This is a genomic window from Sporolactobacillus nakayamae (assembly GCF_900113325.1).
GTDB lineage: Bacteria > Bacillota > Bacilli > Bacillales > Sporolactobacillaceae > Sporolactobacillus > Sporolactobacillus nakayamae.
Map to the genome: position 1 here is coordinate 55,874 of NZ_FOOY01000014.1, position 17,478 is coordinate 73,351.

A 17,478-nucleotide genomic window follows, 5' to 3' on the forward strand; every position below is an offset into this window, starting at 1 on the left:
CGTGACAGCTTTTGGATGCATCAATCCAGTTAACTAGTTGTCACATAATTGTCACTTCGTGAAAACATACAGTCTAGCCCCTTTATCAGCGCAATAATTGGGCAGGTGACAAGGCTTTTTTCTGATGAGTGAGGACCAGGGGCATAACGGTTTTGCTGATCGGGGATCGATGGCTCGAGAGCTTATCCTTGAAATTGAGAATCATTATCAATAAAATGTGTAGGTGGAGAATAGTCGCTTGCGTTTCAACCCATGCTTAAATAAGTACGGGTCTTGAATTCGAATGGCATCATTCTGATTATTGAACTGGTTTTTTTTGATCCCTGCATCGGTAGGAAAATTTATACTATTCGGGACCCCTCCCTTGGCAGTGTTTCTTGATAAATACGGCAGACCTTAGTGGAAGATGAGGAAACAATAATGAGAGACCACGAAACTGGGATTGGCGTGAGCAGCAGTAAAATTATTCTGATTGGCGAACACTCGGTTGTTTACGGAAAACCGGCGATTGCTCTGCCTGTTCCGGTCGTGCATGCAGTGACCAAAACAACGCGCTGTCTTGGACTGCTGAGGCTGCAATGCAGCTTCTATAATGGCATTTTGCGTGATGGAACGGATCAGATTGCCGGACTCAGAACGATTATTCCGGCAGTACTGCATGTTTTAAAGCGGCCTGAAAAAGATATATCGATCACAATTAACAGTACGATACCTGCAGCGCGCGGCATGGGTTCAAGCGCTGCCGTTGCGATATCAGTGGTACGTAGCTTATTCAACTATTTTGATACACCACTTGAACGGAACGTGCTGCTCAATCTCGTCGGCGTTTCTGAAAACTATTTTCATGGAAATCCGAGCGGTCTCGATGCGGCTGCGGCCAGTAGTAATCATCCGATTTTCTTTAGGAAAGGAAAAGGAATGGAATGGATTCACCATAAGCTGCGCGGTTGTTTGGTCATCGCCGACAGCGGGATAAAAGGGCAGACGAAGCGTGCGGTCACCGCCTTGAAACAACGCCTGATGCAAAGTGCACCGCTCCAGCGGAAAATAAACCAATTAGGTGTACTTACCTCCAACGCTAGAGAAGCGTTGGAGGCGGCCGAAGAAGAAGTCTTGGGTTCCATATTGCTGGAAGCGCATCGTCTTCTCCAAGAGCTGGGCGTTAGTCATCCTTCTTTGGATCATTTAGTTGCGGTGGCGATGAACGATGGGGCGCTTGGCGCGAAGATGACCGGTGGCGGCTGCGGCGGCTGCATGATTGCCCTGGTCAAGGATGTGCGCAAGGCACATGATTTAGCGAAAAAGTTAATGGGTGCCGGAGCATCTAAAACCTGGATTCAGCCGCTTCAGGGCAGAGATTTTCCGGTCAATGCCGGGCTCTTGCACTGATCTGCAACAAGAGAGAAGGAGAGTGAGCACATTGTATGCTGCTGCACGCGCGTATACAAATATTGCTTTGATCAAGTATTGGGGGAAGAAGGACGAACAGTTGATTCTGCCGATGAACAGTAGTTTGTCGCTTACGCTTGATGCATTTTATACGGAAACAAGTGTTGAACCGCTGCAAGGGCTGCACGAAGATGAAGTGATGATGGATGGTGTGCTTTTAAGTGGCGCTTCCGTTGCAAAAATCAACCGTTTTATGAATCTTGTTCGTGAAAAATCGGGAAGGCACATGTTTGCTCGAATTGTAACGAGAAATCATGTTCCGGTGGCCTCTGGTTTTGCGTCTTCTGCCTCCGGTTTTGCCACGCTTTCAGCCGCAGCAGCTCGTGCCTATGGCATGGACTGCTCGGGAGCTGCGCTCTCTCGGCTTGCGCGTCGCGGTTCGGGCTCGGCTTCGCGTTCGATCTACGGCGGTTTTGTTAAGTGGATGAAAGGAACAGATGATGCGAGTTCTTATGCGGTTCCGGTTGATCCGGCAAAGTGGCCGATTTGCCTCGTGTCCGTTGCTGTGAACAAGCAGCCCAAAAAGATTTCCAGTCGTGAAGGAATGAGGCGAACCGTCAAGACATCATCCTTTTATCCGGTTTGGATCAAAGAGGCGGAAAGGGATCTTGCCAGAATTGAACCGGCGATTCGCAAACACGATTTGGACATGGTCGGCAAAATTGCTGAAGCAAATGCACTGAAGATGCATGCGGCTATGCTGGCAGCGGATCCTCCCTTTACATACTGGGAAGAAGGAACAATGACCGTAATGCGGTGCGCCGTTCATCTGCGCGAGCAAGGCATACCATGCTATTTTACGATGGATGCCGGCCCAAATGTCAAACTGCTTTGCTCGGAAGCAGATGTCGGGCGGATTCTCGAAGATCTATCTGAATTTTTCCCTTCAGAATCCTTAACTGTTGCCCGGCCAGGACCTGGCGTTGACTATTTGAAGAACCCTATTCAATAAAGGAGACATTCACAAATTGCATGGCGTACAATGTGCACCTGGAAAACTTTATATAGCGGGAGAGTATGCGGTTGTTGAACCGGGCTATCCTGCCATCATTGCTGCAGTCGACAAATCCGTCACCGTAACCATTGAAAGAAGGGAAACATGTGGCCGAATTCAATGGGCCAATGCAACACTCGACTTGAAACGCAGTGCGACGAACCAATGGAACACTGAGGGTGATGTTTCTACGTTCCGTTTTGTCTTATCGGCAATCGAACGAACCGAGCAGTACGTACAATCGCTCGGAAAACAACTCGGCGTTTATCAACTGACCATCAGCAGTGATTTGACTAGAACAGACGGTAGAAAATACGGATTAGGTTCCAGTGCTGCTGTGACGGTTGCCTGCACGAAGGCAATCCTTGCTTTCTATGAAGTGAAAATTGAGCAACAAATCGTATTCAAGCTGGCTGCCCTTGCACATCTTTCTGTTCAAGGAAACGGATCATGTGGGGATATTGCTGCCGGCGTTTACGGCGGCTGGATTGCCTATACCTCATTTGATCGCAAATGGCTGGCACCGTTCATTTCTTCAAAAAAGGATTGGCTGCCGCTGCTCAAAATGGATTGGCCGAAGTTATCGATTCGGCCGCTTGTGCTTCCCGCGGATCTGTACTTAATTGTCGGATGGACAGGTATCCCCGCCTCAACAGCCAAGCTCATTGATCGGGTGGAAAAAGCAAGACGCGGTCAGAAAAAAGGCTACCAGCACTTTTTGAAGCAAAGCAAAGCCTGTGTAGAAAAAATGATCGCCGGTTTTTTAAACCAGCAATCCGAGTTAATTTTGGAAGGGATTCGCGAAAATCGCAGGATTCTTGCTCAATTATCCAAGCTGTGTGGGGTCTTCATTGAAACCGATAAATTGCATCAGCTCTGCAGCATTGCCGAAAATAATCGAGGTGCAGCAAAAACATCGGGTGCCGGCGGAGGCGATTGCGGCATCGTTCTTGCTGACCAGGAGACCGATCAGAAGGCACTAATCAAAGCATGGAAAGAACATGGAATTACTCCGCTTGCTCTGTATGACAGAGAGAGGTAAAAGGAAGAAGGATCGTGAGATGGAATCGCGTAAAGATCAGCATGTCCGACTATTTCAGGAAACCCACCAGAAGCATACGAATGATTTTGATTCTGTAAAATTCATCCATGATGCGCTGCCGGAAATGAGTCTTAGGCAGGTCACTTACACAACGGATCTGTCTTTCGGCAGTTGGCCGGTTCCTTTTTTTATCAATGGGATGACCGGGGGAAGCCAGAAGACAAAGAAGATCAATGAATGTCTGTCAAAAGCAGCGGCAGCAACGGGGCTTGCGGTTGCATCCGGCTCGCAGAAGGCGGCTTTAAGAGATCCGGAATTGTGCGACACTTTTCAAGTGCTGCGCCGCGTCAACCCGGATGGATTTATTTTTGCAAATATCGGTGCTGAGCTCGATGAGGAGCAAGCGAAACGTGCAGTCGATATGCTAGAAGCGAATGGGCTGCAAGTGCATTTAAATGCCCCACAAGAAATCGTAATGCCTGAAGGTGATCGCGATTTTTCTTCATGGCTAAAAAATCTGGAACGGATTGTCCGCTCTGTTGATGTTCCTGTTGTCGTGAAAGAGGTGGGGTTCGGAATGAGCCGTGCGACTTATCAGAAGCTGATCGATGCAGGTGCCGCGGCCATTGATGTTGCCGGTAACGGAGGGGTGAATTTTATCACGATTGAGAATCTCCGCCGGGAGCGGGCACGATTTGACTACTTGCAGGACTGGGGCCAATCGACGATCATCTCGATGCTTGAAGCGCAGCCCTATATTGATCAGACGGTCTTCTTTGCGTCCGGAGGGGTGCGCAATCCACTGGATGTTCTGAAAGCTCTTGCACTTGGGGCCCGTGCGGTCGGTATTTCAGGAACCTTTCTTCATACAGCACTCGCAGAAGGAAAGGATGGACTGATTGCCCAGATTAATGAATGGAAAGAACAGATGAATCAGATTATGCTGCTCCTCGGCTGCTCAAATGTACAGGCACTTCGGAACAAGAATCTGATCCTGAGCGGTTCCCCTTTAGAATGGGCACGTCTAAGAGGACCACGGCCCGAAGCGCTGGCGACCCGTTCAGCTAAGGGAAGAGAAGAGGCGTGAAAAGGGGACTGTCCTACTTGCACACCATGCTCCTGTTACTGAATCAGAAAGGAGAGTCATTGTCTATGACTGCACGTTCAAAACAGGATTCCGAATTGATTGAAATATGGGATGATGTCGTCCGGATCAAGGATCTTGTCCTCGCGATTGTGATCAACAGCATCACAACATTAGGCGGTTATTTTGCTGCACCAAATCACGCGCCGATGCCGCTCTTGTTTGGCTTAATCGGAGCGGTTATCGGGTTTATAATTTGCTCACTCTTCATTAAGCCGAAACGCATCTTTGAAGAGACGGAAAGTGAGGAATAATGGATGGATCTTATCCTTTTAGCAGAAATGATCGTTGCAGCTGTTGCGGCTGCACTTTTATATACAATTATTGGCATCATCCCGGGGACGGACGAAACGGCCGTTCTGGTTCCCGTCACGCTTATCTTAGTGCTCGCCGGTGTTCAACCCGTTGTTGTCCTCTGCTTTTTTATTTCAGCTGTGATTGCCAACAACCTCATGGATGCGGTACCTGCCGCCATTGCCGGGATTCCCGGCGGCGTTATGGCGAGTCCGCTCGTGGACCATGCGCAGTTGCTTAAACGAAAGGGAATGGCCGATCGGTCGCTGCGCAAAATGGCCGCGGGTTCGCTGATTGGCGTACTGGTCAGTGTTCCAGTCAGTCTGCTGCTTGCAAGAAGTCTGATCCCGCTTGCTGAAGCAATTAAAGCGTACGCCGATCCGCTCTTCTTTGCCGGCGCTGTTTTACTTGCCTTACTGAGTAAGAATAAGTTACTGGCCCTTGCCTCCATTCTCCCTTTCACATTGCTCATTGAAGGGCTGCGCTATCTCTATTGGGGCATCGGCATTGTACCAAGGGGAACCACAGTGTTCATCTCGTTCTTTCTCGGCATAACGATTGGACCGGTCGTTCTGACTCTATTTGAGTTGCTGAATAAAGAGAAAAGAGAATGTCTGAAGTGTGATCAACCGCGCAGGATTACCCTTCAGAAAGTACCCTTCGAATGGAAATCGCTCAATCCGTTTCGTGCGTTGAAAAAACAGGAATGGACCACAAGTGCCGGAGCTTCATTGATCAGCTGTTTTACTTTTATTCTTAGCCCGGTCGGGATGACGACGCTTCTTGGCGAACTCTTTTCAAAACGGACGCAAGATCCGGTTGATCGGTCGGTGCTTGCCATTACAACCATGAATGCACTGGCAAACGCGACCTATCTTTCCGGAACGCTGATCCCGTTGATCGCGTTAGGCGTGCCCCTTTCTCCGGTTGCCATAGGCCCTGCTCATGCGCTGTTTGACGCACCACCGGTCTTTACCACAACGCACAATATGCACCATATCCTTTCGCAGACTGATTTCATTTTGGCGACAGTGATTGGCGCCGGCGTTGCCCTCATTGTCACGTATACGCTGGCAATCAAATATGCGCAATCGATTTGTGCCTTTGTGTTCAAACGGATTCCTCACGAAGCAATACTCGGCTTGTTTTGTGCTTTCGTTCTCCTGCTTGCGTATATGGATGCGGGTTGGATGAATATCGGTGGCGTCATGCTGATCGGACTTGTTTCCGGACTGCTTCACCGCTGGGGCGTGGGTTACGGGATATTATTTATGGTCTTGTATGCGGCGCCATGGCTCGTTTCGGGCTTGTGATTATGATCCATTCGCTCGCCGATACGAGCGCTGGGCGCAGGGATGAACATCGATTTCTGATTGAATTGAATGGGTCCATTAATTTTAGCGGACGAAACATAGGTTATTCTCATATTTTGGAGGCGACGAAGATGACTGCGTTAAAAGATATTTTTAATCGAATAAAAGCGGATCCTGAAAATAGTCATTTCACAAATAAAAATATCGAACCACTCTACTATGCCACTCCGACGGCAAAGCTGTTAATCATCGGCCAGGCTCCGGGTGTGATCGCGCAAAATACAAAGATAGTGTGGAACGATCGAAGCGGCGCGCGTTTGCGAGACTGGATGGGTGTATCAAGAGATACTTTCTATCATTCGGGAAAAATTGCTGTGCTCCCGATGGATTTTTATTTTCCCGGCAAAGGAAAGAGTGGCGATTTACCGCCGAGAAAGGGATTCGCTGCAAAGTGGCACGATCCAATCATTAGGGCAATGCCGGATATCGGGTTAACCTTATTAGTCGGCTCCTATGCACAAAGGTACTACCTGAAGACGCATTCGAAAATGACGTTAACTCAGACTGTTAAAGATTATCGCAGTTATTTACCTGACTATTTTCCATTGGTTCATCCGTCACCGCGGAACTATATTTGGATAATAAGAAATCCTTGGTTTGAGAAAGACGTTTTACCGGATTTGAAGAAGTATATTAACCGAATTCTATCAGATCAGTAAGTGATGATTGAAACGCATACCGAATACATGTTGATTCGAGCACCTGTTGATGCTCCTAAAAAAGCCGAGGGAATAGATACCGTTGATGATTTATAGCCGCATAGCGGATGAGCAGCTTTTTTTTTCAAATCAAATCCGGACGGAAACTTACAACGACCGGGATAATCACGGTGAAGACCGGATACCCATCCAAATAAAACAGCACCCTCCTTTTTCAAGAAGCTACTGCTACGAAGCCTTCCTTGGTAAGGAACGAAAAATAAAAAGGATTGAATTCTTGTATACCGCAAGAACTCAATCCTTTTTGTCACGCACAGAATACACAATCGCTTCTCTGTCCTCTTTTTTGCCAAGTGCATAAACCTTTTGGCTATCTTCTTCTTCAAAAAAATGAAACGGCACTTTTCGGTTATAGTCATGAGGAAATCCGTCGAGCAGAACGATGCCGTCTGTGTACTTTAGATCGTCATCCAGATAGGGATCAAATAAATAGAGATAGTGATTCGACGTGTCTGACTTTGTTGCCAGCACATAATGCTCGCCGCCATAGTTTAATCGGAAAATGGCCGCACCGCCATTCTTAATCGCATCAACGATTTCGCTGCCTTCTCGCAAATGAACGTGTTCACCTGCATCATAGTTTCCGTGGATGTGCAGTCCTTTAATTGGTCCGTTATGATTCAGCCATTCGGAGATAAATTTCATTGCCGATTTTGACGTGCCGCTCTTGCCGACTTCACCAACTGAATTATAGGTATCGAGGGATTAGGCGGTAATTGCTTTGATCACGTCAGACGGAATCACTTCTCGCGGAAATAGATAGTTTATGGCATTCAATAGCGTTACTGTTCCGCAGTCATACTCAGACATCTGGTAATACAATGGTGTCTTCATGCGATTCCCTCACTTATTATGATTGTTTGAATCAAAGATGCCCCGGAGTGCATTGCTTATCTGTTGTTTTTAGTTAGCAATGTGATCCAAAAGATAACTGATATCTGTGATGATCAATTTTCGATTTTTGACAATCAGCGCGCCGTCATTTTTTAATTCACTAAGCATTCGATTGACGCTGCTGCGCGCGCTGATGCCGCAGAAACCGGCAATGTCATCATTTGTTAACATGAAATCAATCAAAATACCCTCGCGCACTTTGCGGCCGAATAAATCAATCAGACTATATATAAACGCACAAACGGCACCTTTTTTTCCATTCATGATCATTCGCTGGGAACGGAAAATATTCTCCGATAATTTCTTGCGATAATAACTTTTGATATAGTTCTGCAGTTCTGGTGTCGCATTGACGTATTTCCAGAAGGTGACACGGTCCACTTGATAAAAGGTTGCTTCACTTGATTCCACGCGTACATTAAAAGGCTGTTCCGTAAACTTGGAAACCTCATCCCGAAGCAGTGAGATTACATCGGGTTTTACGATATAAGAGAGATTGAATTCTCGTCCGTCTTGAAGAATAATGCTGTTTTTTATAATCCCTTTTTTGAGAACATAAGTATACCGTTCTTCTAGGCCGTGATAAGTCAGATAGGTATGTCTACTTTTGTTAATTGTTGGTACATCGTGCGCATCCAGAAAATTAATCAAATATTCAATTTCACTTAATACCATGAATTTTTCCTTCCCATCACAAACGTTCAAGTTAAAAAATAGAGATACAATTGTTACATTTAACCCTATTTTAACTGCTTTTTATCTGATGTATGTCACAAATAAAGTAAACATTTGTTAACTTTTTTTGATAATAGCAAACGAAACGGACAGTCTTTTTGTTTTGATTTATAACAGATGGTGCACGCAGAAGGGTTTGTGGGACCTTGTGATACGCATGTCACGCGTCACTTTTTCTCATACTAAGGATCACAAATCTTTTCTACTTGCTATTTTCAAAGTAAAAGAACTGAAAAGAGGGCTGTCCATTTATGGTTAGCATTGAACTTCCTTATGACAAAACAACAATTAAGGCTAATCTGCCCGATCACAATTATGCAGGCAAATTAGTATCTCAAGCGGCGACTTACCACACAGATCGGTCGGAAAACGAGATCGTCGAGGATTCGCTTAATCATCCAATTGGATCCGCGTCTTTGGAGGAACTGGCCAAAGGCAAGAAAAATATCGTAATTATCAGCTCGGACCACACGCGTCCGGTTCCGTCGCACATTATTACACCGATCCTTTTGCGAAGGTTACGTGAAGCGTCTCCGGAAGCACGCATCCGTATTCTTGTTGCGACCGGCTTCCATCGTCCGTCCACTCGCGCTGAACTTGTTAACAAATATGGACAAAAAATTGTCGATGAAGAAGAAATCGTGATGCATATCTCGACCGATGACGCAGCGATGGTTAAAATCGGCCAGTTGCCGTCCGGAGGCGACTGCATCATCAATCGAATCGCCGCCGAAGCCGATTTGCTGCTTTCGGAAGGATTTATTGAATCGCATTTCTTTGCAGGATTTTCCGGAGGACGCAAATCCGTGCTTCCAGGTGTTGCTTCCTACAAAACGATTATGGCCAATCACTCCGGTCCGTTTATTGATTCAGACAAGGCGCGTACGGGCAATCTGAATCACAATCCGATTCATAAGGACATGGTCTACGCGGCACGCACAGCAAATTTAGCATTTATCGTGAATGTTGTTCTTGATGAAGATAAAAAAATTATCGGGTCTTTCGCGGGAGATATGGAAGAGGCACATCGAGAGGGCTGCGAATTTCTTCGCGAATTGTCCAGTGTAACGAAAATTGACTGTGACATCGCTATTTCTACGAATGGCGGCTATCCTTTGGATCAGAACATCTATCAGGCAGTAAAGGGGATGACTGCGGCAGAGGCGACAAACAAAGAAGGCGGCACGATTATCATGGTTGCCGGCTGCCGAGACGGACATGGCGGCGAAGGCTTCTATCATAATCTCGCGGATGTTTCCGATCCGAAGGAATTCTTGGATCGCGCCGTCAATACGCCGAAACTGAAAACGATTCCCGATCAATGGACGGCTCAGATTCTGGCACGGATTCTTGTCCATCATCATGTAATTATGGTTTCTGATTTGGTTGATCCCGAACTGATTACCGGCATGCACATGGATCTCGCCACTTCTCTTGATCAGGCACTTGAAATGGCCTACGCGCACGAAGGCAAGGACGCTAAGATAACCGTCATTCCTGATGGACTGGGTGTCATTGTCCAATAATGATTTCGGTAAAAGAGGAGGGGCGGACAGAAAATGGAAAAGGACGAACTGCATGCGCTGTTTCAAGATATTGCTGAACCTAGTCAAGCCGCGACACGTGGAAAGGATAGCGGTTTTGCAGATCTCGGTTTTGCGAAGGTTGACCTGACACGCAAGCAGCGCAACGGCTATCCGGAAGTGATTTACGGCGAAGGGAAAACAGCGGAACAAATCATTGGCATCATTGAGACGATGCGCAAGCAGACGGTGAACATTTTATGTACACGCCTTTCCTCGGAAAAATTTGAACAGATAAAAAAAGTTGAGCCGGATGCTGCTTATCACAAAGAAGCACGCTGCGCGCTCGTGAATCGTGCTGAAGTGAAGAAAACCAGCAGCTATATCGCGATTGTGACCGCTGGGACCTCAGATATTCCGGTTGCCGAAGAGGCGGCTGTAACCGCGGAAGCCTATGGAAACCGTGTGGAACGAATTTATGATGTCGGTGTTGCCGGTATTCATCGGCTGTTTGCCCGTTTGGATGTCATTCGCGCAGCCAAAGTTGTGATTGTCATTGCCGGCATGGAAGGCGCGCTCGCTAGTGTTGTCGGCGGATTGATTGACAAACCGCTGATTGCCGTGCCGACGAGCGTCGGCTACGGCACCAACTTAAAAGGAGTGACGGCACTGCTCACGATGCTCAACAGCTGTGCATCGGGGATCACCGTGGTGAATATTGACAATGGTTTTGGTGCTGCCTACTCAGCCAGCATGATCAATCATTTGTAAAATGGCTTTGGCCCGCATGGAGGATTAAGATGAGAACTCTTTATTTAGATGCTTTTTCAGGAATCAGCGGTGATATGTTCATTGGCGCACTGCTTGATCTTGGCGTCGACTTTGACCGATTTCAATCGGAACTCGCTCAATTGCATGTCAGTGATTATCAGCTGCACAATGAGCGCCTTGCGAAAAACAGTATCTACGGGACAAGCTTTGACGTCGTACTAAATCATGAAAAGGATCACGGATTTATTGAACATCATGATCACCATCATCATCATGATGTTCGGCATTTGAGCGATATTTGCTCCCTTATCAATGCAAGCGGCTTATCTGAAAAGATCAAGAAGCAATCGATTGCCGTTTTCACTGAGATCGCCAAAGCAGAAGCGGCCGTTCATCAGATGCCTCTGGCTGATGTCCATTTTCACGAGGTCGGCGCTATGGATTCGATTGTCGATATTGTCGGCTGCTTTGTCGCACTGGACTTACTAGGCGTCGATGATGTGCGCGCGTCCGCACTAAGCGATGGGTCCGGTTTTATCCAAGTTGCACATGGGCAGATGCCGGTACCGGTTCCCGCTGTCATGCAGATGCGTATCGGCACCAATATCCCAATAAAACAGCGCACGGATGTTCAGACCGAACTCATAACGCCGACTGGAATGGGTCTCGTTAAAGAGATCGTCAGTCATTTCGGATCCATTCCGGAAGATGCAATCCTGCTCAAGACCGGATACGGGTTCGGCAAGCGCGAAACGGGATCCTTTAACGCACTGCGTGCGCTGCTCTTTGACACGAAAAAAAGCAGGCAAACGGTGAACACGGATCATGATGCGGTGCTGCTGATCGAAGCAAATCTGGATGATCAAGGCGGAGAATCGCTTGGCTTTGCTATGGATCTGCTCGTTGACGCCGGCGCACTCGATGTGTTTTTTACACCCATCTACATGAAGAAAAATCGGCCGGCATGCAAGCTCTCAGTTCTTTGCGCGCCTGAAGAACGTGACACCTTTGTTAACCTGCTGCTGAGGCACACCGCTACCATTGGTGTTCGCTATCAATTGATGCGGCGCTCAATCATGAAGCGCCAATTTAAAAAGGTAGAAACAAAGTATGGAACGATTCGTGTGAAGATTGCGAGTCGGAATGGTGTAGTTAAGCAGACTGCTGAGTATGACGACTGCGCGCATGCTGCGCGTGTGCACAAGGTCAGCTTGGCAGACGTAGAACGAGAAGTGCAGCTTCAACTGGCAAAATTAGAAAATCAATAAAAGAACAACAGTGTTTGGAGGATAGGATTGTGATGCATCAACTCGTTGCGGAATTTTTAGGGACGGCATTAATGATTGTTTTTGGTGTTGGCGTACACTGCTGTGAGGTGCTGAATACATCAAAATATCAGAATTCCGGCCACATTTTCGCCATTACAACTTGGGGTTTCGGTATTACCATCTCTTTATTCATCTTCGGAGATGTTTGTATTAATCCTGCGATGGTTGTCGCTCAAGCCGTTCTTGGCAATATTCCATGGACAAGCGTCGTTCCATTAAGCCTCGCAGAAGTGCTCGGCGGTATTTTCGGTTCCATTGTTGTCTTTATCGCTTATTATGATCAATTTAATGCGTCCAAAGACATCGACCGGGTAAAAATTCGCAACATCTTTTCAACCAATCCGAATGTACGCTATTTGCCGCGCAACTTTTTCGTCGAATTCATCGATACATTTATTTTTATTACGGCGATCCTGGCCATCGCAACAATTAAAACACCAGGCATCGTGCCAATTGGTGTCGGCTTGCTTGTGTGGGCCATCGGCATGGGCATGGGCGGACCGACAGGATTTGCCATGAACCTCGCACGCGACATGGGACCGCGTATTGCCCACGCGCTTCTGCCGATTCCGGGCGGTAAAGCGGACAATGATTGGCAATACGGAATTATCGTTCCGGGCATTGCGCCGTTCTTAGGCGCTGCATGTGCCGCACTTTTCGTCCGAGGTTTTCTCGGACTATGACCATGCTGTCATTAATACAAATAACATTAAAAAGGAAGGTAATTAATCATGAGTACGTTAACTGAAAAAAAACAGGCGCTCGTTGATCAATTGAAAAAAATGAATCGTGTGGTTGTTGCGTTTTCCGGAGGTATTGACAGTACGCTCGTTTTGAAAATGGCGCTGGATACGCTGGGCAAAGACAATGTGCTCGCCGTTGTCGCCAACTCCGAACTTTTTACGAATGAAGAGTTCGACAAAGCCGTTTCTCTAGCAACTGATCTTGGTGCTGTGGTTAAGGGAACTGAGCTCAACTATTTATCTGAAGAACACATCAAGCACAACACACCGGACAGCTGGTACTACGCAAAGAAAGGCTTCTACGCGCGCATGAACGAGATCGCGGCGGCTGTTGGCTTTAAATTTGTACTGGACGGTATGATCAAGGATGACGAAAGCGACTTCCGCCCAGGTTTGCGTGCTCGGACAGAAGCCGGTGCACGAAGCGTTCTGCAGGAAACAGGTTTCTATAAAACAGATGTGCGCGCCCTGGCAAAATTGGTAGGTCTGAACAATTGGAACAAAGTTTCTTCATGCTCTGTTTCTTCTCGATTCCCTTATGGAACAACACTGACGCTGGAAAAAATCGAAAAAGTGATGAAGTCGGAAAAATATCTTCGCGACCTTGGTTTTCCGGTTGTTCGTGTCCGCGATCATGGGGAGATTGCCCGCGTTGAGGTTCCGGCAGAACGGTTAAACGACTTGCTTGAGTTGAACGATAAAGTCGGCAAAGCACTCACACAGTTCGGGTTCCGTTACGTGACGCTTGATCTGAGCGGCTTCCGCAGCGGACGGATGAACGAAACGCTTTCAGCAGAAGAACGCAAGGCATTCGTTTCTTAAGTACAGGGTCATCAATGAGCGGCTGAAGTTTTCGTTTATCGGGAATGGAAGCGGAGGTGCGCGGGTGCGCCCGCGGCAGGCGAGTAACCGAAGCGTTGATTCAGAACAATAAAGACACGAACCAATGCTATATACAAAGAGGAATTTTCTCTTACTTTAAAGGAACTTTCTCTAAGTGGGCTTGCTTGTTTTTTTACAAGTTAAGAAAGTATGGTGTTTTGTCTTGCCGGTACGACGATAAGGTCATAAGATTCGGTTGGGCGATCAGGTAAGCAAGCGCCCGATCTGAGAAATAACCGGAAAAATTCCGCTTAATTAGAAAATGAATGAAAAAATTGCTTAAATAGACGGAGAAATTCCGCTTATCGCATCGAAAAACGTGAAAATAGAGGGTTTTTCCTGTGCTTAAGCGGAAAAATTCCCCTTATTTACCTGTGAAACAAGCGCCATGATGCATATAACCGGAAAATATCCGCTTATTTTATTCCGGCTGCGTTACTATTAAGGATCAAAATGATTCATGAACTAAAAATGTCCGTTCGTACACAAGGTTGATGATTCAAAACGGTATTTAGAGCAAAGGAGATTTCGTGTGTAAGGAACTTCGCTAAATGTAAGGGATCTTTCGCTAATGATGCATATGTCCTGCAAGCAACGCGAAAGTCATCACATCCTGTGAAAGTACGTCCTATATGCAACGCGAAAGTCATCACATCCTGTGAAAGTACGTCCTGTATGCAACGCGAAAGTCATCACATCCTGTGAAAGTACGTCCTGTATGCAACGCGAAAGTCATCACATCCTGCGGAAGTAAGGAACGGGCGTTCTTTGCCCGGTTTTTCTAAATGCGAAAGAAAGGAAGAACTAAAGTGTTGAAAAAGTGTTTCCCCTATTATACGGGCTCATTCATTTTGCACGCGATCGGCATAAGTCTGCTTCTTCTCGTAGCAAAAAGCAACCCGGTCATGCTCGGGCTCGGACTCGTCGCTTATACGCTCGGTCTTCGTCATGCCTTTGATGCGGATCACATCGCAGCGATTGATAACGTTGTGCGGAAACTGACGCAGCAAAAGAAGAACCCAATGGGTGTCGGTTTTTATTTCTCGCTCGGTCATTCTTCAGTTGTTCTGCTCATGGCTGTCGGTTTAGCCTTGTCGGTGCGCTGGGCGCAGCATCACCTGCCGCTGTTTGAACATGTTGGCGGCTTCATTGGTGCCACGGTCTCCGGAAGTTTTTTGATTGTGATCGCAGTCATTAATTTGTTTATTGTAGTTGATTTGCAGAAAGTGTTTCGTCGACTAAAGAAGCACGAATTTGATCAGGAACAATTTGAGCAGCTGCTCGAATCGCGCGGCTTTTTATCACGAGCATTTAAACCGCTGTTTGCGTTTATCAACCAAAGCTGGCATGTGTTTCCGCTCGGCTTTCTATTTGGCCTCGGTTTTGATACAGCGACAGAAATCAGTCTGCTTGCGCTTTCCGCAGAATCCGCACGCACGCATATGTCTTTTGCTGCCATACTTGCTCTGCCGCTTCTTTTCGCAGCCGGCATGAATGTCATGGACACAACCGATTCGGTCATGATGACGCGCGCGTACCACTGGGCGCTTGATACGCCTGTTCGAAAAGTTTATTACAACCTTACCGTCACTACTGTCTCTGTAATGGCGGCATTGATGATTGGTGTTGTTGAACTGGCTCAAGTTGCGGGCGAACTTTTTCAGCTTAAAGGAAGTTTTTGGAATTGGGTGCAGCGGATTGATTTAAACTGGATGGGTTATGGCTTAATCATCCTTTTTATTACGGTATGGGCTGTCGCTTATCTCATCTGGAAGTTCTTGCGCATTGATCAGCGATGGAGTAAGGCAATTTAATTACGATTGGGTTTCTACACCTCCATTCGAGTGTTGTTTCTCCTTAGAACAAAAAAGATGTCTCAAAAGTCTATTCGATTTTTTGAGACATCTTTTTTTGATATATATGTTAACCTGAAATAAAAAGAGGTTGACATATAATAAATGTAAACCTAAAATTATTTTGGTTAACAAATAAGGAGGCTTCATTTTGAAAACGCGATCGATTACGTTAGTTTCGCTATTCGTTGCAGTGATGATTGCTTTTGGCGCCCTACCAACGGTCGTCATTCCGTTTATTCCTGTTCCTTTTACGTTCCAAATGCTCGGTGTCATGCTGGTCGGAAGTATTCTCGGCGCAAGAAAAGGACTCGTCGCAATGCTCGTATTTACTGCACTTGCGGCGGCAGGAGTTCCGGTCTTGTCCGGATATCGCGGCGGTTTAGGAGTCCTGCTCGGACCGACCGGCGGCTATGTTCTGGCATGGCCGCTTGCAGCATTTGTTATTGGTCTCATTGCTGATTACATAAAGACAAAGAAATGGACGGTTGTCTGGTATTATGTCGCGATCCTAGCAGGTATTTTAGTTATTTACCTCATTGGTGTCCCTTGGTTTGCTTTTTATAATCATTTGCCGCTTCTTAGCGTGGCAGAAGGCAACCTGCCGTTGTTTCTGCTTGACCTTGTAAAAGCCGGGGTGGCTGCAGTTGTTGCTAGCCAATTAAAGCAAAGACTGTCATTTTTAAGAAAATCCGAAGCGATATAAAGGATGGTGCATTTTTTGAAATGGTATGAACTGGCGCAGCGTGTGCGTGACGGTTACGCATGTACGCGGAGCGATGCGCAGGAGATGCTGTCGGTTGCAGATGATGAGACGCTTGATCTTGTTTGCGGGGCGTATCAATTGCGCAAGCATTATTATGGAACCGCCATGAAATTGAATTTGATCATTAACGCAAAAAGCGGCCGCTGCGCTGAGAATTGCGCGTATTGTTCTCAATCGATCTACGCAGAAACATCAGTCGATGCCTATCCATTAGTGAGCGAAGATGTGATCGTGCAAGGGGCAAGACAAGCTTATGAAAATCAGATCGGAACCTACTGCATTGTGATGAGCGGACGCAAGGCAGCACCTCGAGAAATACGTGCTGTCTGCTCGGCAGTGAAAAAGATCAAAAAAGAAATGCCGATTAAAATCTGTGCGTGTCTCGGTTTGATTAATGAGGAACAGGCCAAGGATTTAAAGGCAGCGGGTGTGGATCGCTTTAATCATAATCTGAATACGAGCGCCTCTCATTATGACCGGATTGCGACGACACATCATTATCAGGATCGTGTGGATACGATTGAAGCGGTAAAACGAGCAAAAATTTCCCCATGTTCCGGAGTGATTTGCGGGATGGGCGAAACCAATGAAGACATCATTGACATGGCGTTTGCTTTAAAGGAACTGGATGCCGATTCAATCCCAATCAACTTTTTAAATCCGATTCCCGGTACGAAGCTTGAAGCTATGCATGAACTGACTCCGAATCGATGTTTGAAGATTTTAGCGCTTTTCCGATTTATTAATCCTACAAAGGAAATTCGTATCGCCGGCGGTCGTGAAGTGAATTTGCGTTCCTTGCAAAATCTTGGCCTGTATATCGCCAATTCGATTTTCATCGGCGACTACTTGACAACAAAGGGCCAGAATAAATCGGAAGATTATCAACTAATTAAAGATCTTGGTTTTTCCATTGAAACAAAAGCAGTTGAAATGAATACGTAACCATCATGGCTACGAAAGAGGAC

The 17,478-nt window shown here is 46.7% G+C and carries 19 protein-coding genes; 15 read left to right on the forward strand and 4 right to left on the reverse strand.

The features are described 5' to 3' along the window. Positions 1-420 precede the first annotated feature (420 nt). The 7 genes from mvk to BM003_RS10570 all read left to right on the forward strand — a co-directional run bounded on the left by mvk (position 421) and on the right by BM003_RS10570 (position 6,955). Positions 421-1,389 carry a mevalonate kinase gene (mvk, locus tag BM003_RS10545; RefSeq protein WP_093672854.1) on the forward strand — a complete coding sequence of 323 codons (969 nt, stop codon included), beginning with the start codon at positions 421-423 and terminating at the stop codon, positions 1,387-1,389. A 31-nt stretch (positions 1,390-1,420) separates the two neighbouring features. Further along, positions 1,421-2,401: a diphosphomevalonate decarboxylase gene (gene mvaD / locus BM003_RS10550; RefSeq protein WP_093672856.1), complete on the forward strand. Its 981-nt coding sequence runs from the start codon at positions 1,421-1,423 to the stop codon at positions 2,399-2,401. Positions 2,402-2,417: 16 nt separating this feature from the next. Further along, positions 2,418-3,485, forward strand: a complete 1,068-nt coding sequence (locus BM003_RS17655) for a phosphomevalonate kinase (RefSeq protein WP_177184751.1) — start codon at positions 2,418-2,420, stop codon at positions 3,483-3,485. Positions 3,486-3,504: 19 nt separating this feature from the next. Next, positions 3,505-4,572, forward strand: a complete 1,068-nt coding sequence (gene fni, locus BM003_RS17660) for a type 2 isopentenyl-diphosphate Delta-isomerase (RefSeq protein ID WP_177184752.1) — start codon at positions 3,505-3,507, stop codon at positions 4,570-4,572. A 65-nt stretch (positions 4,573-4,637) separates the two neighbouring features. Continuing rightward, the gene (locus BM003_RS10560) at positions 4,638-4,883 is read left to right on the forward strand and encodes a hypothetical protein (RefSeq protein WP_093672858.1); all 246 of its coding nucleotides are present in this window, start codon (positions 4,638-4,640) and stop codon (positions 4,881-4,883) included. 3 nt (positions 4,884-4,886) lie between these two features. Continuing rightward, the gene (locus tag BM003_RS10565; protein WP_093672860.1) at positions 4,887-6,236 is read left to right on the forward strand and encodes a tripartite tricarboxylate transporter permease; all 1,350 of its coding nucleotides are present in this window, start codon (positions 4,887-4,889) and stop codon (positions 6,234-6,236) included. A gap of 131 nt (positions 6,237-6,367) precedes the next feature. Further along, positions 6,368-6,955, forward strand: coding sequence for a uracil-DNA glycosylase family protein (locus tag BM003_RS10570; RefSeq protein WP_093672957.1), 588 nt, complete (start codon positions 6,368-6,370; stop codon positions 6,953-6,955). On the opposite strand, the gene BM003_RS10575 is transcribed toward BM003_RS10570, so the two are convergent. The 4 genes from BM003_RS10575 to BM003_RS10585 all read right to left on the reverse strand — a co-directional run bounded on the left by BM003_RS10575 (position 6,949) and on the right by BM003_RS10585 (position 8,584). Beyond that, positions 6,949-7,173 carry a hypothetical protein gene (locus BM003_RS10575; protein WP_143128453.1) on the reverse strand — a complete coding sequence of 75 codons (225 nt, stop codon included), beginning with the start codon at positions 7,171-7,173 and terminating at the stop codon, positions 6,949-6,951. The genes BM003_RS10570 and BM003_RS10575 overlap by 7 nt on opposite strands. A 76-nt stretch (positions 7,174-7,249) precedes the next feature. Continuing rightward, on the reverse strand, positions 7,250-7,660 hold the full coding sequence (locus BM003_RS10580) for a hypothetical protein (protein WP_218143244.1): 411 nt from the start codon (positions 7,658-7,660) through the stop codon (positions 7,250-7,252). 60 nt (positions 7,661-7,720) lie between these two features. Then, a complete protein-coding gene (locus BM003_RS18115; protein WP_281242895.1) occupies positions 7,721-7,849 on the reverse strand; it encodes a hypothetical protein in 129 nt (42 codons plus the stop codon). Between the two features lie 69 nt (positions 7,850-7,918). Continuing rightward, positions 7,919-8,584: a Crp/Fnr family transcriptional regulator gene (locus tag BM003_RS10585; RefSeq protein ID WP_093672864.1), complete on the reverse strand. Its 666-nt coding sequence runs from the start codon at positions 8,582-8,584 to the stop codon at positions 7,919-7,921. A 311-nt stretch (positions 8,585-8,895) separates the two neighbouring features. On the opposite strand from BM003_RS10585, the gene larA reads away from it, so the two are divergent. From larA to bioB, 8 genes are all read left to right on the forward strand, one after another. Continuing rightward, a complete protein-coding gene (larA, locus tag BM003_RS10590; RefSeq protein WP_093672866.1) occupies positions 8,896-10,170 on the forward strand; it encodes a nickel-dependent lactate racemase in 1,275 nt (424 codons plus the stop codon). Between the two features lie 33 nt (positions 10,171-10,203). Then, entirely contained in the window at positions 10,204-10,938 is a 735-nt protein-coding gene (gene larB / locus BM003_RS10595; RefSeq protein ID WP_093672868.1) for a nickel pincer cofactor biosynthesis protein LarB, read from the forward strand. A gap of 29 nt (positions 10,939-10,967) precedes the next feature. Continuing rightward, entirely contained in the window at positions 10,968-12,206 is a 1,239-nt protein-coding gene (larC, locus tag BM003_RS10600) for a nickel pincer cofactor biosynthesis protein LarC (RefSeq protein WP_093672870.1), read from the forward strand. A 32-nt stretch (positions 12,207-12,238) separates the two neighbouring features. Continuing rightward, the gene (larD, locus tag BM003_RS10605) at positions 12,239-12,949 is read left to right on the forward strand and encodes a D/L-lactic acid transporter LarD (RefSeq protein WP_218143247.1); all 711 of its coding nucleotides are present in this window, start codon (positions 12,239-12,241) and stop codon (positions 12,947-12,949) included. 48 nt (positions 12,950-12,997) lie between these two features. Beyond that, a complete protein-coding gene (larE, locus tag BM003_RS10610) occupies positions 12,998-13,831 on the forward strand; it encodes an ATP-dependent sacrificial sulfur transferase LarE (RefSeq protein ID WP_093672874.1) in 834 nt (277 codons plus the stop codon). Positions 13,832-14,676: 845 nt separating this feature from the next. Continuing rightward, positions 14,677-15,705 carry a HoxN/HupN/NixA family nickel/cobalt transporter gene (locus BM003_RS10615; RefSeq protein WP_093672876.1) on the forward strand — a complete coding sequence of 343 codons (1,029 nt, stop codon included), beginning with the start codon at positions 14,677-14,679 and terminating at the stop codon, positions 15,703-15,705. A 190-nt stretch (positions 15,706-15,895) separates the two neighbouring features. After that, entirely contained in the window at positions 15,896-16,450 is a 555-nt protein-coding gene (locus BM003_RS10620; RefSeq protein ID WP_093672878.1) for a biotin transporter BioY, read from the forward strand. A 15-nt stretch (positions 16,451-16,465) separates the two neighbouring features. Continuing rightward, positions 16,466-17,455, forward strand: coding sequence for a biotin synthase BioB (gene bioB / locus BM003_RS10625; protein ID WP_093672880.1), 990 nt, complete (start codon positions 16,466-16,468; stop codon positions 17,453-17,455). The last annotated feature ends 23 nt before the right edge of the window (positions 17,456-17,478 follow it).